This is a genomic window from Roseiarcus fermentans, assembly GCF_003315135.1.
In the GTDB taxonomy this organism is placed as follows: Bacteria; Pseudomonadota; Alphaproteobacteria; order Rhizobiales; family Beijerinckiaceae; genus Roseiarcus; species Roseiarcus fermentans.
Map to the genome: position 1 here is coordinate 86,785 of NZ_QNRK01000018.1, position 25,107 is coordinate 111,891.

The window sequence follows — 25,107 nt, forward strand, 5'->3', positions numbered from 1 at the left end:
TCCGCCGACGTCCCGACGCGCGCTGGAAAACAGTGAAATCCGTTCGCCGCAGGTTTTTTTTGCCCGGCGGGACAACGGAGCGTCTGGCCTTCCGTCTCGAACTGCGTTAATCGGACCTAAACCTAAAGCCGCTAACTCTCATCCCATTCGTAGCGAGGCGTTCAGCGTAGGGCAGGATGCAGGGGATCGACGCAGCAATCGGCGGCATTCCGCTGGAGCGGGGACGTAACTCCGGGAGAGCCGCAAGGCATGTGATCCTTGGGGCGGTCGCGGCGGCGACGGTCGGGTGTGTCGCCGCCTATGCGCTGCACCAGGCGCGGTACGGCTCGGCCCCGGTCGTGGCGAAAGCGCCGGTCGACGCGCCCGTGACCGCCGAGGATCCGGAGAAGCTGTTCGGCGCGCTCATCGTCGAGCCGGAGTGGCGCGCCCAAGCCAACGCCCCGGCGCCCTCGCCGACGCTCGCGAGTCTCGCTCCCGAGCAGCCCGCAGCGCCGACGCCCGCGGACTCGCTGCGCTTGGAGACGCCCCCGCCGGCGCCGCCGCCTCAGAGCGCGCCGCCCGCTTCCGTCAACGCGCTGCCGGACGTCATTCCGCTCCCGCCGATCCGCGACGTGCCGCGGATCGACGAAAGTGTTCCCCTGCCGCCGGTCCGCCCGTCCGACTTCGCCGAGCCCGCGCCCAATCCCGTCGCCCCGGAGCGCCAGATCGCGCTGCCGGCGCCCGGTTCCGCCGCGCCCGGCGACGGCCGCAATATCTTCCAGAAGCTGCTCGGCATCGGCCAGCAGCCGGGCGCCGTCGTGGCGTCCCGTCCGCCCGCTCCGCCTTCGCGTCCGACCTCGGCGCCGCCGGCGGCGGAGGCGCTTCCGTCGCGTCCCGCTTCTGCGCCGGCGACGACGGTGGTCTCCAAGCCGGCCGCGGGCGATGCGCGCAGCGGCATCGCCGGTCTGTTCGGCGCGTTCTCGTCGGCGCCCTCGGTCGACCATCTCGGCTACGACCGGCAGACGGCCATCTACGACATCTCGGCGCGGGTGGTCTATCTTCCGGACGGGACCCGCCTCGAGGCCCATTCCGGCCTCGGCGCCGCGCTGGACGACATTCGCTTCGTCAGCGAGCGCGCAGTCGGGCCGACGCCGCCGCACCTCTACGAACTGACGCTGCGCGAATCCCTGTTTCACGGGGTGCAGGCGCTGCGCCTGACCCCCGTGGGCGACGGCGGCGTCTATGGCCGCGCCGGCCTTCTGGCGCATCCCTACATGCTGGGACCGAACGGCGATTCGAACGGCTGCGTGTCGTTCAAGGACTACGACGCCTTCCTGCGCGCCTACCAGAACGGGCAGGTCAGGAAGCTCGCCGTCGTCTCCAGGCTCTGAGCGGACGCCGGCGGAGTCCGCGCCGGACTATCGTTTTGCCTCCCGATCGGCTATCGCCTCGCCGGCGACAACGCCGGCTCGCCGGCCGTTGGCGCGAGGGGAGCGAACCATGTCCGCAACGCACGGGACGACCGCCGCCATCGTGCGGGTTTACGCGCCGCCGCTCGCGGCGCTCGTCCTGTTCGGCCTCGAGCACGCCCACGTCGTCGACGCCGAAACCCCTTGGGTGGCGATCCTGTCCGGCCTGCTGCTGCTGGGCTCGGTGTTCGCCGCCGTTCATCACGCGGAAGTGGTCGCGCTGAAGGTCGGAGAGCCGTTCGGTTCGGTGCTGCTGGCGCTCGCCGTCACGGTGATCGAGGCCTCGCTGATCGTCACCTCGATGCTGTCGGGCGGCGCGACCGAAAACGCGCTGGCGCGCGACTCGGTGTTCGCCGCGGTCGTCATCGTCCTCACCGGCGTCGTCGGATTGTGCCTGCTGGTCGGCGGCGCGCGCTATCGCGAACAGGGCTTCCGGGTCGAGGGAACCGGCTCGGCGCTCAGCGTGCTCGCGACGCTCGCGGTGCTGACCCTCGTGATGCCGAACTACACGCTGGCCAAGTTCGGCCCGCAATATTCGCCCACCCAGCTCGTGTTCGTCAGCGTGCTGTCGCTGCTGCTCTATTTCGTGTTCGTGTTCGTCCAGTCGGTCCGCCATCGCGACTATTTCCTGCCCGAGGGGGCAAGCGACATCGGCGAGGAGTCGGAGCCGCCCTCGGCGAGCGCGACCGGCGTCAGCGCGGTCATGCTCGTCGTGTCGCTGCTGGCGGTCGTGCTGCTGGCCGAGACCCTGGCGGAATCGATCGAGCGCGCGATCCACGCCGCCCATCTTCCGCCGTCCTTCCTCGGCGTCGTCATCGCCGCCCTCGTCCTCCTGCCGGAGAGCGTGGCGGCGGTGAAGGCGGCGCGGAGCAACCATCTTCAGACGAGCCTCAACCTCGCGATCGGCTCGGCGCTCGCCTGCATCGGCCTGACCATCCCGGTCGTCGCGGGGGTGTCGCTCTATCTGGGACGCGAGTTGACCCTCGGTCTCGACGCCGAGGGCACGGCGATCCTGCTGCTCACCCTGTTCGTGAGTTCGCTGACGCTCGCGACCGGGCGCGCGACCATCCTTCAGGGCGCCGTGCACCTCGTCATTTTCGGCGTGTTCCTGCTGCTCGCCGCCGTGCCGTGACCAAGCGCGGCGGCGCCTCTTCGGCGTCGACGGGGACCGGCCGCATCTCGCAACGAGGGACCGACCGGCCTCGAGCGGCGAGATCGGCGCCTCACTCCTCGACGCGCGGCTCCTTGACCTTGCCGAACACCGTATCGACGTCGATGCGCTCCTCGACCGGCTTGGGCTTCGGCGCGCCGAACACCTCGAACGGGCTCGCGGGCGCGGGCGTGGGCTTGGCCGTGGTGATCTCCGCCGAAACCAGGGTCTGACCGCCGGCCTCCTCCACCTTGGGCCGATCCTTGGCGGCGCGATTGACCTCGAAATCGAGGTCGATCTGCGAGCACAGACCCAGCGTCACCGGATCCATCGGCTGGAGATTGGCGGAGTTCCAGTGCGTCCGCTCGCGGATCGCCTGCAGCGTGTGCTTGGTCGTGCCGACGAGGCGCATGATCTGCGCGTCCTTGAGCTCGGCGTGGTTGCGCAACAGCCACAAGACCGCGTTGGGGCGGTCCTGCCGGCGCGACAGCGGCGTGTACCGGGCGCCGCGCGGCTTCTTGAACTCGGGCGTGCGAACCTTGGAGACCGAAAGGTGCAACCGATAGTCCGGCCTGCGCTCGGCCTTGGCGATCTCCTCGCGGCTGAGCTGGCCGGTCGAGATCGGGTCGTAACCCTTGATGCCGGTGGCCACCTCGCCGTCGGCGATGCCCTTGACCTCGAGCGGATGCAGTTTGCAGAAATCGGCGATCTGGTCGAAGGTCAAAGAGGTGTTCTCGACCAGCCAGACGGCGGTCGCCTTGGGCATTAGCGGCGCGTCGCTCATTGCGCTTCTCCTTGCGATCGTTCGGCCGCGCGCATCCGGTCTTTGGCCCGGGAGGAGGCGCAGCCTCAAACGACAAAACTCAGGGGGGATGCCTCTCTATAGGCGCCTCGAGGCCGAATTGCAATCGGCGGCCAACGGTTTGCGCCGCGTCCGGCCAGCGAATCGGGAACCTTGCGTCGCCTCGCGGGTTGGCGGCGCAAAGGAGCGTGATCCATGAAGGCCGCATTCGTCCCCGGCGCCGTCGCGCTGGCCCTCCTGCCGATGATCGGTTCGGCGCCCGCGGCGGCCAAGGGTTGCCTCAAGGGCGCGCTCGTCGGCGGCGTGGCGGGCCATTACGCCGGTCATCACGGCGTGCTCGGCGCCATCGGCGGCTGCGTCGTCGGCCATCATCTCGCCAGCGAGAAGGACAAGCGCGCCGCGCAGCAGAACCAGAATTCCGCGACGCAGCCGGACGGCGACTGAGTCGCCGCTCAGGCCTTGTTGTTGCGCGCCGGCTCCGACTTCGGGTCGAGCGGCCAGCGCGGCCGGGCGGCGAAGTCGAGCGGATCGGCGCGGCCGAGCCGCAGTCGTTCGATGCCCGCCCAGGCGATCATGGCGCCGTTGTCGGTGCAGAGCTTTTGCGGCGGCGCGACCATCGGCAGGCCGGCTTCGGCGCACAACCGCGCGAGCGCGCCGCGGATGGCCAGATTGGCCCCGACGCCGCCCGCCACGACCACCGCCTGCGGCGCCGTCGCGAGGCGTTCCCGGAAGCGCTTGAGGCCGACGCGCATCCGGTCCTCGACCACGTCGACGACCGCCGCCTGGAACGAGGCGCACAGGTCGGCGACGTCCCGGGTGGTGAGCGGGGCCGCCTGCTCCGCCGCGAAGCGGACCGCCGTCTTGAGCCCCGACAGGGAAAAATCCGCATTCGGTCTGCCGATCATCGGCCGCGGCAAGGCGAACCGTTCGGGGTCGCCGGCCTGCGCGGCCGCCTCGACGGCCGGCCCGCCGGGGTAGGGCAGGCCGAGCATCTTCGCGGTCTTGTCGAACGCCTCGCCGATGGCGTCGTCCATGGTGGCGCCGAGCCGGTCGTAATCGCCCACGCCCTTGACCGCGAGGATCTGCGTGTGGCCGCCCGAGGCGAGCAGGATCAGGTAGGGAAAGGCGATGTTGGCGGTCAGCCGCGCGGTCAGCGCATGCGCCTCGAGGTGATTGACCGCGATCAGCGGCTTTCCGGTCGCCAGCGCGATCCCTTTGCCGGCCATCAGGCCGACCAGGACGCCGCCGATCAGGCCGGGCCCGGCGGCCGCGGCGACGCCGTCGAGGTCCCTGGCGGCGATCCCCGCCCTGGCGAGGGCGCGCGCGATCAGCATGTCGATGACTTCGACATGCGCGCGCGCCGCGATCTCCGGAACCACGCCGCCGAAGGCCGCATGCGCGGCGATCTGGCTCATCACTTCGTCGGCCAAAATCTCGCCCGAGCCCTCGGGCGTCAGCCTGACGACTGCGGCGGCGGTCTCGTCGCAGGTCGTTTCGATGCCCAGAATCCGCATGATTCTCCTTCGCCCGGCGCGTCGGGCTTCAGCTTCGCCCGCACTTAGACCCGAACGCGGCGCCGAGGAAGAGGCGAGGAGCGGCGATTCGCCGCCTGTCGGGGCGCTGGACAGCGTGATAACGAAGCCGATCTTGGAGGCAAGCGACGATGACCCCGATCGGGCCGACCGAGCTTCGCGTCGTCATCCAGCCGGTCCGCCCGCGCGGACCGCTGACCGGAGTCGTGGCGACCGCCGTCTTCAAGAAGGTGTTCGACGCTGTCTGGGCCGCGCTCCTGGCCGCCGACCGGGAGGTCCACGCCAAGGCCGCGGCGAGCGAGTTCCACGTTTGCGGCCTGTCCGTCGACCCTTGCGAATTCGGGTTCGTCGAGACGATGAGAGCGACGGACCCGCGCGCGCCCTCGTCGATCGCGCTGTTCCGGCGCTGCGCCGGGCGGGTCTACCAGAGCGACTATCGCATTCTGCTGCAGTACCGCCGCCTGATGCGGGGGTTTCAGCGCATCGCCGCCGCGCTCGATCCGGCCTACGTCGTCCTCGTTCGCTATCACGACAGCGAACTGCCGCTCGACGCGTTCTTCCGCCGTCAGGTCGACCGCGTCGGCCTCGGCGACGAACCGCCGTCGCGGGACATCTGGTTCGCCGGCAGCGTCATCATGTCGTTCGAGGGTCGCCTCGAAGCCATCGACTATCGCAGCGCGGCCTGGACGGGTCGCCTGGCGCTCGCCGGTGGGGAGACGCAGCTTGAATGCCTGTTCGACAGGTCGATGGGAGAAGACGCCTTGAACCCGTTCGGCAACAAGGACGTCTCGGTCGCGGGACGCGCGATCTTCACCGGAGACAGCAATCTGCCTGAACGCATAGAAGTCATGACAATCGAGGAACTGCCGCGGGCGACCCGGACGCTCGACATTCGGGGGGCTATGACGCCGGCTTCGGTCGGAGATTGGGACGATGGGCTCGATCATTTCTACAAGTGATAGGCACTTTTTGCACATGAACGTGCTCTTGCGGCACGCGAGCGGCCGGTCCGGCGAGGCGGAATCGGACATCGAGACGATTCTCACCGAGGCCGCGACCGGCAAGCGCCGCATCTGGGTGAACAGCATCATGTTCGCGGAGATGAGGCCGTCCGCCTTCGTGGCCGGCCGGTTCGCGGCCCTGGCCGAATTCACCCGCTATTTGCGCTCGATCGCGACTTTCGTCACGCCCGATCCCAATTGCATGCTGCGCGCCGCCCGGTTGCGGGACGTTCGCTGGCAGCGGCCCGCGGCGCTGCGCCGACCGGACGAGCAGCCGCGCTTTCTGTCGCTGCTCGACGCCATCCAGATGTCGTCCGCCCTGTGGGTCAAGGAGACCGCGGGCGTGGCCGATCTCGAATTCCTGGCGTTCGAGGATTTCGGCGCGGACGAGGCCAACGAGGGCGGCTGGCTGTCGCTCCTGCGCCTCCAGGATTACGCCGACGAGCTTCCGGTCGACTCGGACGGGCTCGCCGCGGTGCGCCTGCCGCGCGCCGAGCCGGTGCTGCGCTCGAATGCGCTGCGGCAATCGGCGGAGGTGGGTTGAACCGCGCCTCCGCCTGGAGCGGGATGCGAAGAAGTGGACGCCGGTTTTTCGCGAATAATCCCGCTCTTTCAAAGAATTAGAGCGAGATGCGATTCGACAGAATCGCATCTCGCTCTAGCGCGCGGGTCGCGCGGCGGCGAGCGCCGCGTCGATCGCCGGGGCGAGGATGGTTTCGACGGCGAACCGCGATCCCCGGACGCTGTAATGGCCGTAATCGACAGCCAGCAGATCGTCGGGCAGATCGCGCCCGACGAGGCGCCGGCAGCCGTCGGCGCCGCAAAGCTTGTCCGCCTGCGACACGTAGACGACGCCCGGTCCCCAGTCCTTCGCCGCGAGGGCGCGGTCGGTGTCGAGCGAATCCGGACGCACCCCGATCGGCGAGAATTCCGCGGCCGACCCCGACTCGAGCAGGTCGCGCCCGACCAGGATCGGCAGCACCGGCGCCCAGGTCGGCACCTCGCCCGCGATCACGATCGAACCGACGCCGTCGGCGTGCAGCGTCCTCGCGCCCGCGACCATCGCGTCGAGAAAACCGGGATAGCGCCAGTTCGCTTCGTGATCGTACTGGGAGAAATAGCCGCCGACCACCAGCACGTCGGGCCTGATCCGCCGGATTCGGCTGAACACGTCGTCGTTGATCGCCCGGCAGCGCGGCGTTCCCGCCACGCCCTGGTCCATGTCGACATGTTCGACGAGCGGAACGCAGAACACCGCCGCCAGCGCCACGACGTTGGCCCGGTCTCCGTAGGTCCGGGTGAGGCCGGAAAACAGGTGGGCGGCGTGCGAATCGCCGACGACCAGGATGGTCGGCCTGGACGGATCGCGCGGGACGCCGCAGCGATGGGCCTCGAAGAACGCCGCCGCGCGCCGCCGCTCCTCGTCGAGCGGGTAGGCGCGATCGTCGCGCTGATAGAAGCACGACATCAAGGGATCGCCGTCCGCGCCGTTGGCGCTGAAATTGAACACGCGGGTCACCAGCGGCGGAAACCGACCGGGAAAGCCTTTCGAGTCGTAGGTGAGGCGACCGACGACGCCGGTCGCAGCGAGGGCTGCGACCAGTCCGATCGCGAGCGCGTAGGGCCGACGCCGAAACAGCGCCGCCGCCGGCCGCTCGACGAAGCGGTAGGTGAGGTCGGCCAGCGCGACCGCCGCCGCCGCGAGGGCGAACAGCACCGCTCGGGTCGGGATCACGCCCGGCCAGGCGTGGGCGAAGGCGAACAGCGGCCAGTGCCAGAGATAGAGCGGATAGGAGATCAGGCCGAAGAAGCCGGCGCCGCGGTTGCCGAGCGCGATCGCGCCGATCCGTGAGCCCGGGCTCGCGATCACCAGCGCGCAGCCGAGGGTCGGAATCGCGGCGCGCCAACCCGGGAACGGCAGGGCCTCGCTGAGAACGAAATAGGCGGTGACGATCAGCGCCACGCCGAGCCCCGCGCCCACGTCGGCGCGCAGGCGCGACGGCCGCGGGGCGGGCAGAAACACCTCGCGATAGGCGAGCAGCGCCCCGAGCGCCAGTTCCCAGGCCCGGGCCCACGGGAGGTAGAAGGCGCCGATCGGATCGACCGGGGTCAGAAAGACGCAGTAGGCGAACGAGGCGACGAAAATCGCCAGGATCGCGAACGGCAGCAGCCGCGGCGCGAGGCGATGCAGCGCCGCCGTCAGAACCGACCAGACGAGGTAGAACTGTTCCTCGATGCTGAGCGACCACAGGTGAAGGAGCGGCTTGGTCGCCGAGTCGGTCCCGAAATAGCCGCCGACGCCGGCGAGACGGAGAAGCCAGAAATTGACGGTGAAATAGGAATTGCCCAGCATGCCGCCGCCGATGTCGCGAAACTGCGTCGGCGCGGCGCGGAACCAGCCGACGATCCAGACCGCGGCGACCACGACCAGCAGCGCCGGCAGGATGCGCCGGGCGCGCTTGGCGTAAAACATCGCCAGCGAGAAGCGTCCGGCGGCGCATTCCGACAGAATGATGCGCGAAATCAGAAATCCGGAGATGACGAAAAACACGTCGACTCCGGCGAAGCCGCCGGGCAGGATCGCGCGATCGGCGTGGAACACGACCACGCCGATCACCGCGAGCGCGCGCAGCCCGTTGATGTCCGGCCGGAAACCGAGGTCGCGGCCGGCCCTTGCCGCGGCGATGTCGGGCGTGTCGAGCGGCTGGTCCAAAGAAATCCCGTCTCTCGGGTTGCGCGAGGGCGTGACCGGTAAAGCCCGGAGCGCCGGACCGCAAGGCGCGCTTGTGTCGCCCGCCCGAGCGCCGATAATGCCGCCATGCCGAACCGGAACGCGACGAAGCGGAGGGTTGCGCTGTTCCGCGCCCGCGACGATGCCGCCGGGAGCGCCATCGCATTGCGCCGCCTCGGCTTTTCTGCGGTCTGTCTGCCGGTGATCGACGCCCTGCCGCTCGCCGTCGCGCCGCGCAGGCCTGCTTACGACGCCGTGATCGCGACCAGCGCCAAGGCCTTTCTCCGCGATGCGCCGATCGATCACGCGGCTCCCCTGTTCGTGGTGGGCGCAAAAACGGCGCGCGCGGCGGAACGGCGCGGGTGGCGAATTGTCGCACCGCCGGCGCCGGATTCGGCGCATCTGATCGATCTGCTCGCGCGGACGATTTCACCCGGCGCAGCGGTGCTCTATCTCGCCGGGCGGGATCGGAAACCGGCGATCGAAGCCGCTCTGATGACCACGCATGAAATGGACATCGTGGAGGTATACGCCGCCGAGGCGCGCAAGCACTGGACTTCAAAGGAGATACGGGTCTTCGGCGGCTGCGCCGCGGCGCTGCATTATTCGCGCCGATCGGCGGCGCTCGCGGCGGAACTCGCCCGCTCGGCCGGGCAGGACGGGCATTTCCGGCGCATGATCCACATCTGCATGTCGGCGGACACGGCCGGTCCGTTGACGGCCGCGGGCGCGCCCGACGTGCGCGTGGCGGCAAGGCCGGAGGAGGCGGCGCTGTTCACAACCCTGGCGGACGCCGCGACGGTGTTTCCAACCCATTGCGGGTCCCGTATATAGGGCGGCGCTGAGCTTCGGGGACGCATGAGCGATGGTCGACAACGAAAACCGTGAGATCACGACCGAGCAGAGCGGCGGCGCGCCGATCCATCGCGACGAGCCGCCGCGCGACGGCGCGATCGCAGGGGGCGAGGTCAAGGCGGCGGCGGAGGACGCCGTCCCGGGCGCTTCGGCCGAGAGCCCGGAGGCGCGCCCCGCGGCCGCCGAGGAGGACGTCCGCCCCCGACCGGCGGCGGCCAGCGCTCTGCCGCCTCGCCAGCCCCCGGCGTCCAAGGGACCCGGCGCCGGACTCGCGCTCGTCAGCGGCGCCGTCGGCGGCGCGATCGTCGCGGCGCTCGCCGCCGGTTATTTCCTGCAGTTTCCGCCGAAGGGCGAGCTTTCGGAATCCGATTTGAGCCGGCTCGCCGCCGTCGAGACGGCGGTCGGTCACGACAGCGCGGCGATCGCCGGGCTCGACAAGCGCATCGGCGCGCTCGAAGCCGCAAAGGCCGCGGCGCCGAAGAACGACGAGGGCGCCGAGGCCGTCTCGGCGGAGATCCCGGCGCTCGCCGCCCGCCTCGACAAGCTCGAGAAAGAACCGCCCGCGCCGGATCTGTCCGCGCTCACCAGCCGGATGCAGAAGCTCGAGGACGCGGTCGCGGCGGCGAAGGCCCCGGAACCGGGCGGCAATCCCGCAGCGGTGGCGATCGTCGCCGAAACGATCCGCGACAAGCTCGCGACCGGAGCGCCGTATACGGCCGAGCTTTCGGCCCTGACGGGGCTCGGCGTCGATCCGGCCAAGCTCGCGGCCCTGAAGCCGCTCGCCGGCGGCGCGCCGACGACCAATGCGCTCGCCGCCTCGTTCCAGTCCGTGGAGCCGAAGCTCTTCGCCGCCATCGCCCCCAAGGAAACCGGGACGGTCGCCGAGCGGATGCTCGCCCACGTCCGCAGCCTCGTCCAGATTCGCGACGTCGGCGAGGTCCAGGGCGACGATCCGCAGGCGGTGGCCTCGCAGGTCCTCGGAGACCTTCGGCGCGGCGACCTCGGCGCGGCGCTCGCGGCCTTCGCCAAGCTGCCCGAGCCGGCGCGCGACGCCGCCGCCGGGTTCGCCGCCGACGCGAAGAGCAAGCTGGAGGCGATCGCCGCCGCGCAGTCGATCCGCGACGCCGCCGTAGCGCGGCTGGCGGAAGCCAAGCCCTGAGGACGTCCCCACGGGATCCGCCTCCGGCGGGTCGTCGCGGATTTCGAAGTCGGAGACATCATGTTTCGTCTGTTGATTCTCCTTGCTGGGGTGGCCCTCGCCGGCTGGGGCTTGATGTGGCTCGCCAACAATCCGGGCGTGGTGACGCTGACCTGGTTCGGGGTCGAGTACAGAGTGTCGCTGATGATGGCGCTCGGCATTGTCGTCGTCATCGCGATCCTGTGGACGATTCTGTGGAGCATTCTGCGATTCGTGTTTCGCATTCCCTCGCTCGTGTCGCTGTCGTCGCGGGCGCGGCGGCGCGCCCGCTGGATCGACGCGATTTCGCGCGGCTTCGTCGCGGTTCATGCCGGCGACGCGCGGGCGGCGGTCAAGCACGCCGCCGACGCCAACCGCCTCGTCGCCAACGACCCGCTGACCCGGCTGCTGACGGCCCAGGCCGCGCAACTCGGCGGCGACCGGGAAGGCGCGATCACGGCCTACAACGCCATGCTCGACGATCACGACACCCGCGGCCTCGGCCTGCGCGGGCTGCATGTCGAGGCGCGGCGCGGCGGCGATCACGTCGCGGCGCTGCAATATGCGATGCGCGCCAACGCCCAGCACCCCGCCGCCTGGTCCGGGCAGGCCGTTCTCGACGACCGCACCCGCCAGGGCGACTGGGCCGGCGCGCTGGCGACCGTCGACACCAACGCCGCCGCGCGCCTGCTCGACAAGCCGACCGCCCAGCGCTGGCGCGCCGTCCTCAAGACGGCGATGGCGGACGAAGCCAGGGAGCGCGATCCGAAAGGCGCGGCGGCGCTCGCGCAGGAGGCCTGCCGGCTCGCGCCCGGCCTCGTCCCGGCGGCGGCGCTGTTCGGCCGCCTCGCCGGCGCCGGGACGGGCGACGCCCGCAAGGCGAACCGGGCGATCGAGAACGCCTATGCCGAGACGCCGCACCCCGATCTCGCCGCCGCCTACCTTCGCATGCGCCCGAGCGACTCGCCGGCCGACCGCCTCGCCCGCGCTCGCGCCCTCGCCCGTCTCGCCCCCAACGATCCCGAGTCGATGCTGACCATCGGCCGGGCCGCGCTCGAAGCGCATGACCTGAACGCGGCCCGCTCGGCGATCGCGCCGCTGCTCGCCTCCGATTCCCCGCATGGCCGTCCGACCCGACGCGTCTGCGTCCTCGTGGCGGACATCGAGGAGGCCGACGGCAATCTCGGCGCGATGCGCGAATGGTTGTCGCGCGCGGCCCGAGCCCCGCACGACAAGGCCTGGATCGCCGACGGCGTGATCAGCGATCGCTGGGCGCCCGTCTCGCCCGCGGGGACGCTTGACGCCTACGTCTGGCGCACGCCCGACGAGCGTTTCGAAGCGCCGCCCGAGCCGAGCGAGCCGCAGCCGCCCCAGGAAGCCCCGAGCCTTCTGCCGCGCGCCGCCGACGTCGCGCCCGCGGCCGCGCCCAAGGCCGCGCTGGAAGCCGCGGCGATCCCCGAGCCGCGCGCGCCGGTCGTCGAGGCGCCCCCGGCGGGTCCTGCGCCGGCCTCTCCGCCGCGCGCCGGCGTCGTGGTCGATCCGGACAGCGTCGCGCCGGACGATCCGGGCCCCAGGCTGCCGCCGCGGAAGCGTCGCCGGTCCTGGATCTACGCAAACGATTGAACGAGGCGCTTCGCATTGGAGCATTCGCTGTCTGTGTCCCCCGTCGTCATCGTCGGGGCGGGTCATGCCGGCGTGCAGGCCGCCGCGAGCCTGCGCGAGGAAGGGTACGACGGAGAGATCGTCCTTCTGTCCGATGAGCGGGAGCTGCCCTATCAGCGGCCGCCGCTGTCGAAGGCGTTCCTGAAGCGCGAGATGGACCTGCACGGCCTCCCGCTCAGGGCCGAGGCCTTTTATCCCGCCCAGCGCATCGACCTCCGGCTCGGCGCGCGCGCGGTCCGCATCGACCGGGCGGCGCGAACGGTGGCGCTCGCCGACGGGACGTCGCTTCCCTACGGACACCTCATTCTGGCGACGGGCGCGCGGCAACGGCGGCTCGAGGTTCCCGGCGTCGATCTGCCCGGCGTCTACGCTTTGCGCACCATCGCCGACGCCGCCGCCCTGCGCGAACGCATCGTCCCGGGCCTCAGGGTGGTGGTGATCGGCGCCGGCTTCATCGGGCTCGAGGTCGCCGCGACCGCGGCCAAGCTCGGCGCCGAGACGGCGGTGGTCGAGATCGCCCGGCCGATGGGCCGCGCGGTGTCGCCGGCGCTGTCGGATTTCTACGCCGAGGCCCACCGTTCGTTCGGCGCCCGGCTGTTTCTCGGCGTCGGCGTGAGGGAGATCAGCGGGACCGACAAGGCCGAGGCGGTGGTGCTCAGCGACGGCGAAGTCTTGCCGGCCGACCTCGTGCTGGTCGGCGTCGGCGTCACCGCCGAGGATGCGCTCGCCCGCGCGGCGGGCCTCGACTGCGGCAACGGGGTGCTGGTCGACGAGCGTCTCGTCACCTCCGATCCCGCGATTTCCGCGATCGGCGACTGCGCCGCCTTTCCCAACGCCACCCTCGGCTTCGTCACCCGGCTCGAGTCGATCCAGAACGCCGTCGACCAGGGCAAGCTGGTCGCCGCCCGGCTCGCCGGCAAGCCGAAAGCCTACGACGCGCTGGCGTGGTTCTGGAGCGACCAGGGGGACCTGAAGCTCCTGATCGTCGGTCTGTCGCACGACGTCGACCAGTGGGTGGTGCGCGGCGATCCGGCGACCCGCGCCTTCTCGACCTACGGCTTCCGCAAAGGCAGGCTGGCGGTGGTCGAATCGGTGAACCGCGCCGGCGACCACGCCGCCGCCAAGCGCATTCTCGCCTCGGGCAAGACCCTGACCCCGGAGCAGGCCGCCGACCCGGACTTCGACATCCGGGCGCTGGCGAAAGGCTGAAAGCGGCCACGAGGCGCATCTTGACGCGGCGCCCCCGGGGGCCGTAAAGACCCTCGCGCCGTCACGGCTCGGGCGATTAGCTCAGCGGTAGAGCACTCCCTTCACACGGGAGGGGTCGCAGGTTCGATCCCTGCATCGCCCACCAGCCTGATGGACCATCCGGAAGCTATCTGTCTGAATCGCGGGGAAGGCGTTTCGAGCCCAAGCGAGGGTGGCGAATTGTCGCTGGCATTGCCCCCCCGACTTGGACGAGAGTTATCTCTCCGCAGTGGACTCGGTATTCAATTCAGCTAGTGTGCTTCGGCTATGCGCGACTGACATTGCGCAAGATGTTTTCATTAGCGTCTACGTCAACAATGACAAAGCTGACTTTTCGTACGACCAAGTTAACAACTTGTGAGGGGGGTACCTAGCAGTGAGTAACATACGCGATATCGGCAGCAACACGAATCTCGCGCGGGAGCTTAGAAAGCTTGTTCACCCGGGAATGCCGTTTGGTCCCTCACAGACGGAGTTAATAAAAGATCCAAAAGCTGCTTCTCAGTTATTCGATTGGTATAACCACGCCTTTGCGGACTTGCTTCGGGGCTCGCATTTAATAATTGGTAGACGTGGGTCGGGCAAGAGCGCTCTTGTGCGAAGCTATACCGCAACACCTTATGTATTGAATTCGCAAGCCGGTAAAGAGTCCCGAGATTTCATTAAACGCTTTAGCCTACCGCCGGAGACGCTAGCTCAGGCACCGGATCTTGTCGTTGAAGCAAACACGCCAAGTGAGATATTCAATCTCGAATATATGTATGTCGATGCAAAGATTATTCCACCTCCAGAAATAGTCGCTGAGGCATGGAGGCGACGCATTTGGCTACTCATAGCGAGGCGACTGGAGATCGTTAGACCGGATACTGTCGACGATGCGATACGAAGCGTAATACGGGAGGATGTGACACCAACGGTAACTTCGGAAGAATTTCTTGATCGTATAGAACGAACCGTGTCTGATAATGCAATTCGATGTGTTGTCATATTTGACAGTAATGACGAATACAAATTGACCGATCCATTACAGAGTCGTGTATTCGAAGGCCTTTGCAGAGCGGCAAGTAATATTATAGCTCTTAGGCAAGGCATAGACATCCGCTTATGTATACCATCAGAGTTGCTTGAAGAGATGCAGCATTTGCTTTCTAATCCTGGGAAAGACAGCTTTCGTCGACAATATTTGCACTGGACTGCCGAAGAATTATACAGAATTTCAGCCGCAAGGATTTTGATATATTTAAAACTCTATGCTCCTACGCAATTTGAGCGATTCGGTGACCTTCGATTGATGGATAGGGACAGTCTCTGGCAGTTCTGGAGTAATTTTCTTCCAAAGACAATTAAAAATGACTTAGGCGAAACTGAGGACACGCTAATATATCTTTTACGTCATACCCACATGTTGCCACGACAATTCATTATGATTCTTAATCAACTATGGGGAAGTAAAACGGGAATACCAGATCATCTCATATTTGAGGGACGAGCATCAGAGACTCAAATAAAGAGAGCGATCGCGGAAGTCGAAGTCATAAACAAAGATGCCATACTTGCGATGTATAAGACTTTATACGACAATATAGTTAGATTATTTGATGAGGTGATGCCGTTATTAACGAGAACGTTTTCTTACGGAGTATTACACAATGTATATAATCAGAGCGGCGCGCGGAAGCTTATGGCTAGTTCTGTTTATCCGGAACCAGATTTTTGGCTGTTCCGCAAGTTACTATTCTCTACTGGGGCAATTGGACTCGTCACGGCAAGAACAGATACGTATATCAAGGCGCGCTTTCAATTCAATCAAAATCGTCCTCTTACGGCGAACGACGAAAGCGAGCTTTGTGTTCATCCTTTATTCTCTCGCACATACGAATTAAAGCCGCAGGAGTCTCGACTAGTTGTTCTACCGCGCGGGGCAGATTACCTAGAAGCCCATGCAGTGATACAGGAATAATTATATATATTCGTACTCCGGGGATCACGGACTATGAAAACCCGTAGAGAGATTGACGGCCGCTATTTATTACTTATCGGCGTGCTCTTTTTATACTATGTCGTTATAGTTATCACATTTACGGCAATATTCGTCACACTCAAATCACATGATGAGCATTGGTTGAATAGGTTCGGTGGAATGGTTGTTACCATGTCACTTGGGCTTTCTTTGCTGCAGTTCGCCTACGAACGATGGATGGAATCTCGTTTAGAGCGAAATCATAGAGACCGCAAGGATGATGATAGCGCCCGGGAATTGCAACAATATGGTTTATCATTGTTTGAAGCCAATTCCAAGCATGCAAAAGTCTTGGCGATGGAAAGGCAGGATTTACAACGTATGAGGTGGATCATTCTAGCCAACACTTTATGTACAGGCGTAGTGGGGGAGGTCTTGCACACTTTCGGAGATTTGATTTGCAAACACGCTCCCTAGACAGGGCGACTCAGGTTTCGCCGACTATGCTGCTTCTTAGGCTCACACCGCCGTCCCCCACAGATCATAAGCGTCCGCCCGCTCGATCCTGACGGTCGCGAGGTCGCCGGCGCGCAATGGCCGCCTCGTGGCGATGTGGACAGCGCCGTCGATCTGCGGCGCGTCACCCTTCGTGCGGCCCTTCGCCGAATGGACGCCGCCTTGGTCGACGATCACCTCGAGCCGCCGGCCGACCTTGTCCGCGAGCTTTTTCGCGCTGATCGCCTGTTGGCGGAGCATGAAGCGCTTGTGGCGGGCGGCCTTGACCTCGGGCGGGACCGGCGCAAGGCCGAGGTCGTTGGCCTCCGCCCCCTTGACCGGCTCGTATGGGAAGGCGCCGACGCGGTCGAGCCTGGCTTCGTCGAGCCAGGCGAGCAGCGTCTCGAAATCCTCCTCCGTCTCGCCGGGGAAGCCGACGATGAAGGTCGAGCGCAGCGTCAGGTCCGGGCAGGCGGCGCGCCACGCCCGGATGCGGTCGAGCGTCTTCGCCTGATCGCCCGGACGGCGCATCGCCTTGAGCACGCTCGGCGCGGCGTGCTGGAACGGAATGTCGAGGTAGGGCAGCACGCGGCCCTCGGCCATGAGCGCGATCACGTCGTCGACATGCGGGTAGGGGTAGACGTAGTGCAGCCGCACCCAGGCGCCGAGCGAGCCGAGTTCGCGCGCGAGGTCGAAAAACCTCGCCGCCACCTCGCGGTCGCGCCAGAGACTCGGGGCGTAGCGCAGGTCCCGGCCATAGGCGCTGGTGTCCTGCGAGATCACCAGCAATTCCTTCACGCCCGCCTTGACCAGTTTTTCCGCCTCGCGAAGGACGTCCCCCGCAGGCCGTGACACCAGATCTCCCCGCAGCTTCGGGATGATACAAAAGGTGCAGCGGTTGTGGCACCCCTCCGCAATCTTGAGATAGGCGTAATGGCGCGGCGTCAGCTTCACCCCCTGCTCGGGGATCAGATCGACGAACGGGTCGTGCGGCGCGGGCGCGGCCGCGTGCACCGCCGTCATCACGCTCTCCAGCGACTGCGGGCCGGTGATCGCGGAGACGTTGGGAAAGGCGTCGCGGATCGCGTCCGGCTCGGCGCCCATGCAGCCGGTGACGATGACGCGGCCGTTCTCCGCCATCGCGGCGCCGATCGCCGACAGCGACTCGGCCTTGGCGCTGTCGAGGAAGCCGCAGGTGTTGACGATCACCGCGTCGGCGCCGGCGTGGGTCTTCGACAGTTCGTAGCCCTCGGCGCGCAATTGCGTGAGGATCCGCTCGCTGTCGACCAGCGCCTTGGGGCAGCCGAGGGAGACGAAGGAAATGCGCGGCGCGGGGCGCAGGTCGGGATCGGGAAGGTCGGACATCGGCTCCGCTTGCCACGCGCCGGGCCCCGCCGCAAGGCGCGCGCGCCGATCCGGCGCCCTGGGAGCAGGCTAACGCCGGGCGCCGGACAGGCCGAGCGCCCCTCGCCTCCGGAGAACGGCCGAACGGGCAGGCAGCAAAATCTTGCCGGACCGTCAGCTATGTTCTATCTTTGTTCCGTCGCCGTTGGAATGGAACGCCGCGCGCCCGAGTCCGCTTCGCGATCCTCGCAAGGAGACGTTTGTGACAGCTGGGTGGGCGCCGAGGAACGCGTCGAGAGCGAGCAAGGCGAAGCGATTCAAGGGCCGCTTGGCTGCCGTGGCGGCCGTTTATCGCCACGTCGCCGTTCCGGCTCATCGCCATGATGGCGAAACGGGCGCTCGGGAGACACGATGGGAAGATGGGAATGACGGGAGAATGACGGGAAAAAGTAACACCAAAGCCGCCATCTCGCGAGGAGCGAAGCGACGTGGCCCGCCATCGCGAGGAGCGACCCCCGGACCTGGATCGAGACCTGGATCGGGGGGGACGTGGCGATCCAGGGCGGCGCGGCCAAGGCCTGCCGGGCGTCGCCGCGCTGCAACGTCGGCGCAGGCGGCCGCCTGGATCGCCGTGTCGCCTTCGGGCGCCTCGCGAGGACGGCTCGAGGCGCCATCGCCCCCGCCTCGGCGTCGACGACCGCCCGTCATGCCCAAGGCGCCCCAAGGCTTGAGTTACAAAGTGACAGGTAACGCCCACCGTCATTGCGAGGAGCAACCCCCGGGTCGAAGAGCCCGGGGGGACGAAGCCATCCACGCCGCCGTTTGCGTCGATTTTGCAACGGCGTTCTTCGGCGTCCACTTGGGCGTTACAAAGTGACAAAGTGACGTTACTCCCAAGCCGGCAGCGAACAGCGCCGTCATCGCGAGCGAAGCGAAGCGATCCAGGGCCGCTGGGCTGCTGTTGCGCCCTCTGATCGTCCCGCCGCCCTTCGTTGCGAGCAGAAGACGGAGCGATTTTTTCCGCAGGAGGCAAGCGGCGGCATGGGTTGCTTCGTCGCTTCGCTCCTCGCAATGACGGGTTTGGCAGTTACAAAGTGACAGGTTTTGGCGCCTATCCCGCTGATATCTTTCGGAGCTTGCCTGAATTGCGCCGACTCTTCTCCCGTTGCGCCCGCAACGCCGGCCTTCAACGCTTCCTGAGCGTGCTCGCGCAGGCGCCGAACAGCGCCAGGCCCGCCGCGGCCCAGAGCGCGATCGCCGTCGCGTGCCCGGGCGCGCGGCCGAACGCCACCGCCATCAGCGCCGTTCCGAACGACTGCCCGATCAGCCGCCCGGCCGATTGCAGGCCGGCGGCGCCGCCGCTGCGGTTCGGCGGCGCGCTGCCGATGATCAGCCGGTTGTTGGGCGACTGGAAGAAGCCGAAACCGAGGCCGCACAACGCCAGGCGCCAGATCAGCGAGCCCGTGTCCGCATGGCCGACGTCGAGGGCGACGAAGGCGAGGCCGCAGGACATCGCCAGAAGCCCGGCGCCGCCGAGCAGGGCGGGCGCGAAGCGGTCGGCGAGCCGTCCCGAGATCGGCGCGATCAACGCGGTGGCGAGCGGCCACGGGGTCATCAAGAGGCCGGTCACGGTCTCCGAACGGCCGAGCGTGTCCTCGAAGTAGAACGGCAGCGCCACGATGGCGAGGCTCTGCGCGGCGAACGAGGCGATCGAGGTCGCGAGCGACAAGGCGAAGATCGGCCGCTTCAGCAGATCGACCGGCAGCAGCGGCGCGGCCTGCCCGAGCTGCCTGCGCACGAACAGCGCGCCGAACGCCGCCGCGGCGATCAGCTCGCCGATCGCGACGCCGAATTCCCGGTTCTGGCCGAGGCCGTCGACGCCGGCGATCAGCAGGCCGAAGGTCAGCGCGTTGAGCGCGACGCTGACGAAGTCGAGGCTACGCTTCGAACGCGGCGTGTCCGGCAGGGTGCGCATCGCGAGGATGAGGGCGACGACCCCCAACGGAACGTTGATCAGGAACAGCCAGCGCCACGACGCCACCGAAAGGATCGCCGCCGCGACCGTCGGGCTTCCCGCCGAGGACACCGCGACAACCACGGCGACGTTGCCGACGCCCTGGCCCAGTTTCGACGACGGATAGATGAAGCGGACCAGCGCGATGTTGACGCTCATGATCCCGGCCGCGCCAAAACCCTGCACGGCGCGGGCGACGGTGAGGAAAGGCAGCGACGGCGCGAGCGCGCAGGCCAGCGAGGCGAGGGTGAACAGCGCCAGACCGGGCGTGTAGACGCGGCGATAGCCGATCGTGTCCCCGAGCGCCGACAGCGGCAGCAGCGACACCGTGACCGCGAGCAGGAACGCGTTGACGATCCAGATCGAGGCCTCCGGCCGGATCGCGAGGTCGCGCGCCATCGTCGGCAGGGCGACATTGACGATGCTGCCGTCGAGCACCGCCATGGAGACGGCCACGGCGAGCGTCAGGAAGGCGAGCAGGCGCTGCGGATTGGGGAGGCCGTCGTGCGTGGCGGCGTCGCTGGCTGCTGTCATGAGAGGGACGGGACCTGGGGGGTCGCCGCGCATAGACCGATCCGGCGGCGCGGCGCAATGGGGCGGCGATCATCGCCCGACGCGCCGTCTGCGCGAGCCCTTCACGATCTCGCGAGCGGCGTTGCGGCCCGGCAGGCCGCTGACCCCGCCGCCGGGGTGGGTCGACGAGCCGGAACGCCGTCGCCGAGACAGGCCGCTGCGACCAGCCCATTGTCGCCGCCGCCCACGAGCCGTCGGCGGCTTCGCCCTCCCGGCGGCGCGCGACGACCGGTCGCATTAGCGAGGGCGCTGTTTCGTGGTCTGGTCGCGCAAAGGCGCCGCGCCGCGGTCGGCGCCCGCAAGCCACAACGAGGGGCGGCGATGTCGGGTCTCACTCTCACCAAAGACGTACTCACGGACTTCGGATATACGATACGGAGCGAAGTCGTCGATCTTTCCAGCCAGAACATCGGCGACATCGCGATCAACGCGTTCGAGGATCACGAGCAGCTGACGAAGATCAACCTGTCGGGCAACCAGATCGAGTTCATTCCGCTCGGCGCCTTCAGCCAGAACGCCAAGCTGACGGACCTGTCGCTCGCCAACAACAAGCTGCGCGCGTTCCACGCCGACGTGCTGAACGGCGCCGTCGGCCTCGAGACCCTCGATCTGTCCGGCAACCCGCTCGAAAGCTTCGACGTCTCGCTGACCGAGACGCTGTGCCTGCAGAGCCTGAACCTGGACAACACCGGCGTCGCCGCCCACGTCCAGCTCAAGCGCGTCGGCCGCTGCCTGCGCGCGACGTGGGTGTAAAGCGCGCGCGACCGACCGAGGGCGCCCGGGGCGCGGCGAGACGCCGCCGCTCGCGCGGCGCCTGGCCTCACACGTCGAACCGGACCCCTTGCGCGAGCGGCAGGCTGGCCGAATAGTTCACCGTGCTGGTCTGGCGGCGCATATAGTTCTTCCAGGCGTCCGAGCCGCTCTCGCGCCCGCCGCCCGTCTCCTTTTCCCCGCCGAAGGCGCCGCCGATCTCCGCGCCCGAGGGGCCGATGTTGACGTTGGCGATGCCGCAGTCGGAACCGGCCGCCGAGAGAAACGTCTCGGCCTCGCGCAGGTCGAGGGTGAAGATGCAGGACGAGAGCCCCTGGGGAACGTCGTTCTGCAGCCCGATCGCCTCCTCGAGCGTGTCGTAGCCGAGGGTGTAGAGGATCGGCGCGAAGGTCTCCTCGCGCACGACCCCGCCCTGTCCCGGCATCTCGACGATCGCCGGCTTCACGTAGGCGCCACCGTCCGGAACCCCCGTGACGACCGCCCCGCCGCCGTGGACGCGCCCGCCCTCGGCCTCGGCGCGGGCGAGCGCGGCGCCCATGCGCTCGCGCGCGGCGGGATCGATCAGCGGTCCGACCAGCGTCTTCGGGTCGCGCGGATCGCCGATCGCCAAGCTCGAATAGGCCTTGACGAGCCGGCGGGTCAGATCGGCGCGGATCGAGCGGTGAACGATCAGCCGGCGGAGCGAGGTGCAGCGCTGCCCGGCGGTGCCGACGGCCGAGAACAGGATCGCCCGCACCGCCATGTCGAGGTCGGCGGACGGGGCGACGATCATGGCGTTGTTGCCGCCGAGTTCGAGAAGGGCGCGGCCGAAGCGCTCGGCGACCCTGGGGCCGACGACGGCGCCCATCCGGGTCGAGCCGGTCGCCGAGACGATTGCGATGTCCTTCGAGGCGACCAGCGCCTCGCCGATCGCAGCCCCCCCGATCACGATCTGCGCCAGCCCCTGCGGCGCGTCGGGGCCGAAGCGTTTCAGCGCCCGCTCCAGAACCGCCATTGCCGCCAGCGCGCTCGAGGGGGTCTTCTCCGACGGCTTCCAGATCACAGGATCGCCGCAGACGAGCGCCAGCGCCGCATTCCATGCCCACACCGCCACCGGGAAGTTGAACGCCGAGATCACCGCGCAGGGGCCGAGCGGCTGCCAGGTCTCCACCATGCGGTGGCCCGGGCGCTCGGAGGCGATGGTCAGCCCGTACAGCTGGCGCGACAGGCCGACGGCGAAATCGCAGATGTCGATCATCTCCTGAACTTCGCCCAGTCCCTCGGAGACGATCTTGCCCGCTTCCAGCGTGACCACCGCGCCGAGCGCCGCCTTGGCGGCGCGCAGCTCCTCGCCGAACAGGCGCACGAGTTCGCCGCGGCGCGGCGCCGGGACGTCGCGCCAGATGCGGAACGCGGACTTCGCTGCGGCGATCACTCGGGCCATGTCGCCGGGCGAGGTTTCGTTGACGCGCGCGATCTCCGAGCCGTCGATCGGCGAACGGACCGCGAGGGTCCCGCCGGCGAACTGCCCGCGGGACAGCCCGGCGCGTTCGAGAGTGTCATGGGCGGTCATGGCCGTTCCTCTTTTTCGGATCGCCGGCGTCGGTCCGGCGGGCAGCGCCCTCCATGGCAAAACGGGCCGCAGGGGAGCAAGGCCTATTTGTCGGGAGGCGCGCTTTCGTGCGACGGCGACGAGGCCGCAATTTAGCCCGATCGCGCCCGTATGTGATGAGCGGAAACTTCATGACCGGCTTTTCCGCTCGCCGGTTTTGGGGCATATGTTGATTCATTCGAAACAACCTTCGGATTGCGAGATGGCCCGTTCGATGAATGTCTTGCTGGCTTGCGTGGCGATGCTCGCCGCCGCCGCGCTCGCCTACGTGCTGACGCCAAGCCGGCTCATGGCCCGCTCGCACGAGGCGTTCGACATCGACGCTCACATTCCCCACGCCTTCGGCGAATGGTCGGCCCTGCCGGGGGTCCAGGCGATCAAGCCGCCGCCGGATGGTCTGGAGGCGGAAATCTACAACCAGGAAGTGTCCCGGGCATTCGTCGACAAGCAAGGGCGCGGGATCATGCTGATGATTGCTTACGGCGAGAGCCAGAGCGACCGGCTGCAATTGCACCATCCCGAGGTCTGCTACACCGCGCAGGGGTTCCGGGTGACGAACCCAGTGACGACTGCGTTCGCCTGGGACCCCTCGGGCAAGCCGATCCCGCTGACGCGGCTCGTCGCCACCCGCGAGGGACGGACCGAGCCGATCGCCTACTGGATGCGGATCGGTTACGACGTCACCAACAGCAACTGGGCGCGCAACCGGTTGAAGCTCGAATACGGCCTGCGCGGCCTGATACCCGACGGCGCTCTGTTCCGCGTCTCCACCCTCAACGTCCCGCCGGACCGGGCGGCCGCGTTGGAGGAGAAGTTCATCCGCGATCTGCTCGGGAGCGTGCCGCCGGACACCCGCGCCTTCCTCGTCGGCGAGCCGTCGAAGGCTCTGCTGTAGGAGTTGAACGCGCCCGTGCGCCTTCCAGCGGCGAGCAGTGATAGCGAACATACCAACTCGCCATGCGCCACTCACCCTTCGCGAATGGTTTTCTCCGCTATGGGCCGACCGTCGGCACTGCCTTGGCGTAGCTCAGGTCGTAGGTCTTGTTGAGCAGCGGATCGAGCCGGGTGCCTTCCGAGGCGTCGAAGATGCGCGGCCGTCCCGACGCGGTCGGCGGCAAGGCCGTCGGCGGGGCGACCGCCGCGCCGGCTTCCGCCGCGGGCTGCGGAGCGCCGAGGCCGTACTTCGCCTCGCGCGCCCTCTGGTCGGCGAGCATCCGGGGCGACATCGGGACCGAAGCGGCGGAGCCGCTGCCGTCGATCGAAGCGTCCACGTCGCCGAAGGCGTCGCCCTCGCTGGGAGCGTCGTTCACGCCCGCCACGACCGCGCCGAGGTCCTCGATCGATCGGCCGCCACCCGACTGGCCGCCGCCGAGCGAGGAGAGGGCGGTCGCCATGGCCTTGCGGCTCGCGCCGATCCTGGCCAGCCGGGCGACCACGGCCGTCTGACCGGCCTCGGCGGGCGAGATCGGGACGAGGGCCCCGAACGACGCGGGGTCGGCGGGTTCGATGCCGCCGTGAATGGCGGGCGGCGCAGTCGGCGTCGCGTCGGGGGCGAGATGGTCCTTGGCGTCCTTCTCGATCTGCCGCCAGCGCGCAACGTTCTTGAGGTGCTCCCCGAACGACTCGGCGAAGACGTGCCCACCGGTTCCGTCCGCGACGAAGAATAGGTCTTTCGTTCGGGCCGGGTTGGCGACCGCCTCGAGCGCGGCCTTGCCGGGATTCGAGATCGGCCCTGGCGGCAGGCCGTCCACGACATAGGTGTTGTAGGGCGTCGCCTGATTGACGTCGGCGCGGGTGATTGGGCGCCCGAGCGTTCCCTTGCCGAACACGAGCCCGTAGACGATCGTCGGATCGGACTCGAGCCGCATGTGCTTCTGTAGCCGGTTGACGAACACGCCGGCGACGCGCGGCCGTTCGTCGGCCTTGCCGGTCTCCTTCTCCACGATCGAGGCGAGCGTCACCATTTCCCCGGGCGAGCGGATCGGCAGATCCGGCGACCTCTCCTTCCAGATCTCGTCGACGATGTGGACCTGCGCCTTCGCCATCCGGGCGATGATCGACTGCCGGGTGTCGCCGCGCTCGAAATAATAGGTGTCGGGCATCAGAGAGCCCTCGCGCGGCGTCTCCTTGATGTCGCCGACCAAAACGTCGTCGTCCCGAAGGCGCCCGACGATCTGATCGCTCGTCAGGCCTTCTGGAATGGTGATCTTGTGGCGGACGACCTTGTGCGAAGCCAACAGGCTCTCGATCTCGTTCATGCTGACGCCGGCCTTGAACTCGTACTCGCCGCGCTTGAGAGCGCTCCGGTTGCCGTCGAGCAGGGTCAGGAGCGTGAACCAAGTCGAGCTGTCGATGACCCCCGCGCGCTGGAGCTGGTCGGCGATGCTGCCGCCGTCGTCCTCGCGCACAATGTTGACGATTCGGTCGGCCGTCAGCGGGCCGGGCCGGCGCGCATCGACCATCAGCCAGGCGACGGCGCCGATGGCGATGACGGCCCCGATCAGGACAAAGGTCAGGAAGGCGCTGAGCGACGACAGCAGCGACCCGCGGGGCTTCTTCGGCTTCCTGGGTTGCGCGCGGTCGGGCTCGACCCGCGCGGGCTTGCTCGCGCGCCGGAACAGACTCGCCCTCGCCCGCGGGGGGTCGCCGCCGTTGCCTGGTGGTGCGCTCATGCCGACGCTCTCGTACTCTTGTGGAGCGCGCCGGGACCTTGCGTTACGCCGCGGCGCGCCGCCGCGACCTTATATGACCGC

20 protein-coding genes and 1 tRNA gene are annotated in these 25,107 nt (G+C 67.9%); 14 read left to right on the forward strand and 7 right to left on the reverse strand.

All coding sequences use genetic code 11. The annotated features are described in order from the left end of the window. Positions 1-176: 176 nt before the first annotated feature. Together DFR50_RS16710 and DFR50_RS16715 are read left to right on the forward strand one after the other, a co-directional pair. On the forward strand, positions 177-1,370 hold the full coding sequence (locus DFR50_RS16710; protein WP_170153247.1) for a tlde1 domain-containing protein: 1,194 nt from the start codon (positions 177-179) through the stop codon (positions 1,368-1,370). Between the two features lie 109 nt (positions 1,371-1,479). Next, positions 1,480-2,580 carry a calcium:cation antiporter gene (locus DFR50_RS16715; protein WP_113890415.1) on the forward strand — a complete coding sequence of 367 codons (1,101 nt, stop codon included), beginning with the start codon at positions 1,480-1,482 and terminating at the stop codon, positions 2,578-2,580. 91 nt (positions 2,581-2,671) lie between these two features. On the opposite strand, the gene DFR50_RS16720 is transcribed toward DFR50_RS16715, so the two are convergent. Then, positions 2,672-3,382 carry a DUF1013 domain-containing protein gene (locus DFR50_RS16720; RefSeq protein WP_113890416.1) on the reverse strand — a complete coding sequence of 237 codons (711 nt, stop codon included), beginning with the start codon at positions 3,380-3,382 and terminating at the stop codon, positions 2,672-2,674. A gap of 213 nt (positions 3,383-3,595) precedes the next feature. Between DFR50_RS16720 and DFR50_RS16725 the strand changes: the two genes are divergently transcribed. Continuing rightward, on the forward strand, positions 3,596-3,844 hold the full coding sequence (locus DFR50_RS16725) for a hypothetical protein (RefSeq protein WP_113890417.1): 249 nt from the start codon (positions 3,596-3,598) through the stop codon (positions 3,842-3,844). An 8-nt stretch (positions 3,845-3,852) separates the two neighbouring features. On the opposite strand, the gene tsaD is transcribed toward DFR50_RS16725, so the two are convergent. After that, the gene (tsaD, locus tag DFR50_RS16730; protein ID WP_113890418.1) at positions 3,853-4,914 is read right to left on the reverse strand and encodes a tRNA (adenosine(37)-N6)-threonylcarbamoyltransferase complex transferase subunit TsaD; all 1,062 of its coding nucleotides are present in this window, start codon (positions 4,912-4,914) and stop codon (positions 3,853-3,855) included. Positions 4,915-5,063: 149 nt separating this feature from the next. Between tsaD and DFR50_RS16735 the strand changes: the two genes are divergently transcribed. Together DFR50_RS16735 and DFR50_RS16740 are read left to right on the forward strand one after the other, a co-directional pair. Next, entirely contained in the window at positions 5,064-5,891 is an 828-nt protein-coding gene (locus tag DFR50_RS16735; protein WP_113890419.1) for a hypothetical protein, read from the forward strand. 16 nt (positions 5,892-5,907) lie between these two features. Then, positions 5,908-6,477, forward strand: a complete 570-nt coding sequence (locus DFR50_RS16740; RefSeq protein WP_113890420.1) for a hypothetical protein — start codon at positions 5,908-5,910, stop codon at positions 6,475-6,477. 114 nt (positions 6,478-6,591) lie between these two features. Here the strand turns inward: DFR50_RS16740 and DFR50_RS16745 are convergent, their stop codons facing one another. Further along, on the reverse strand, positions 6,592-8,646 hold the full coding sequence (locus DFR50_RS16745) for an acyltransferase family protein (RefSeq protein ID WP_170153248.1): 2,055 nt from the start codon (positions 8,644-8,646) through the stop codon (positions 6,592-6,594). 105 nt (positions 8,647-8,751) lie between these two features. Here DFR50_RS16745 and DFR50_RS16750 point away from each other — a divergent pair, with 105 nt between their 5' ends. The 7 genes from DFR50_RS16750 (at position 8,752) to DFR50_RS31435 (ending at position 16,043) form a co-directional block, all read left to right on the forward strand. After that, complete coding sequence (locus tag DFR50_RS16750; protein WP_113890464.1) at positions 8,752-9,498, forward strand: uroporphyrinogen-III synthase; 747 nt, start codon at positions 8,752-8,754, stop codon at positions 9,496-9,498. 31 nt (positions 9,499-9,529) lie between these two features. Further along, entirely contained in the window at positions 9,530-10,678 is a 1,149-nt protein-coding gene (locus tag DFR50_RS16755; protein ID WP_113890422.1) for a COG4223 family protein, read from the forward strand. Positions 10,679-10,738: 60 nt separating this feature from the next. Then, on the forward strand, positions 10,739-12,319 hold the full coding sequence (locus tag DFR50_RS16760) for a heme biosynthesis protein HemY (protein ID WP_113890423.1): 1,581 nt from the start codon (positions 10,739-10,741) through the stop codon (positions 12,317-12,319). Between the two features lie 27 nt (positions 12,320-12,346). Further along, entirely contained in the window at positions 12,347-13,567 is a 1,221-nt protein-coding gene (locus tag DFR50_RS16765) for an NAD(P)/FAD-dependent oxidoreductase (protein ID WP_113890465.1), read from the forward strand. Positions 13,568-13,637: 70 nt separating this feature from the next. After that, a tRNA-Val gene (locus DFR50_RS16770) sits at positions 13,638-13,712 on the forward strand. Between the two features lie 270 nt (positions 13,713-13,982). After that, on the forward strand, positions 13,983-15,566 hold the full coding sequence (locus tag DFR50_RS31430) for a P-loop ATPase, Sll1717 family (protein WP_147262788.1): 1,584 nt from the start codon (positions 13,983-13,985) through the stop codon (positions 15,564-15,566). Between the two features lie 33 nt (positions 15,567-15,599). Continuing rightward, on the forward strand, positions 15,600-16,043 hold the full coding sequence (locus DFR50_RS31435; RefSeq protein WP_147262789.1) for a hypothetical protein: 444 nt from the start codon (positions 15,600-15,602) through the stop codon (positions 16,041-16,043). A 42-nt stretch (positions 16,044-16,085) separates the two neighbouring features. Here DFR50_RS31435 and rimO read toward each other — a convergent pair whose 3' ends face one another. Further along, positions 16,086-17,426 (reverse strand): 30S ribosomal protein S12 methylthiotransferase RimO, encoded by a 1,341-nt coding sequence (gene rimO, locus DFR50_RS16775; RefSeq protein WP_113890424.1) that lies wholly within the window; start codon positions 17,424-17,426, stop codon positions 16,086-16,088. A 1,165-nt stretch (positions 17,427-18,591) separates the two neighbouring features. Continuing rightward, on the reverse strand, positions 18,592-19,953 hold the full coding sequence (locus DFR50_RS16780) for an MFS transporter (RefSeq protein WP_170153249.1): 1,362 nt from the start codon (positions 19,951-19,953) through the stop codon (positions 18,592-18,594). 360 nt (positions 19,954-20,313) lie between these two features. On the opposite strand from DFR50_RS16780, the gene DFR50_RS32135 reads away from it, so the two are divergent. Further along, positions 20,314-20,745, forward strand: a complete 432-nt coding sequence (locus DFR50_RS32135; RefSeq protein ID WP_113890426.1) for a leucine-rich repeat domain-containing protein — start codon at positions 20,314-20,316, stop codon at positions 20,743-20,745. Between the two features lie 67 nt (positions 20,746-20,812). Here the strand turns inward: DFR50_RS32135 and amaB are convergent, their stop codons facing one another. Beyond that, positions 20,813-22,315, reverse strand: coding sequence for an L-piperidine-6-carboxylate dehydrogenase (gene amaB, locus DFR50_RS16790; protein ID WP_113890427.1), 1,503 nt, complete (start codon positions 22,313-22,315; stop codon positions 20,813-20,815). Positions 22,316-22,556: 241 nt separating this feature from the next. On the opposite strand from amaB, the gene epsI reads away from it, so the two are divergent. After that, positions 22,557-23,249 (forward strand): exosortase-associated protein EpsI, B-type, encoded by a 693-nt coding sequence (gene epsI / locus DFR50_RS16795; RefSeq protein WP_170153250.1) that lies wholly within the window; start codon positions 22,557-22,559, stop codon positions 23,247-23,249. 97 nt (positions 23,250-23,346) lie between these two features. Here the strand turns inward: epsI and mltG are convergent, their stop codons facing one another. Continuing rightward, entirely contained in the window at positions 23,347-25,026 is a 1,680-nt protein-coding gene (gene mltG, locus DFR50_RS16800; RefSeq protein ID WP_113890429.1) for an endolytic transglycosylase MltG, read from the reverse strand. Positions 25,027-25,107: the final 81 nt, after the last annotated feature.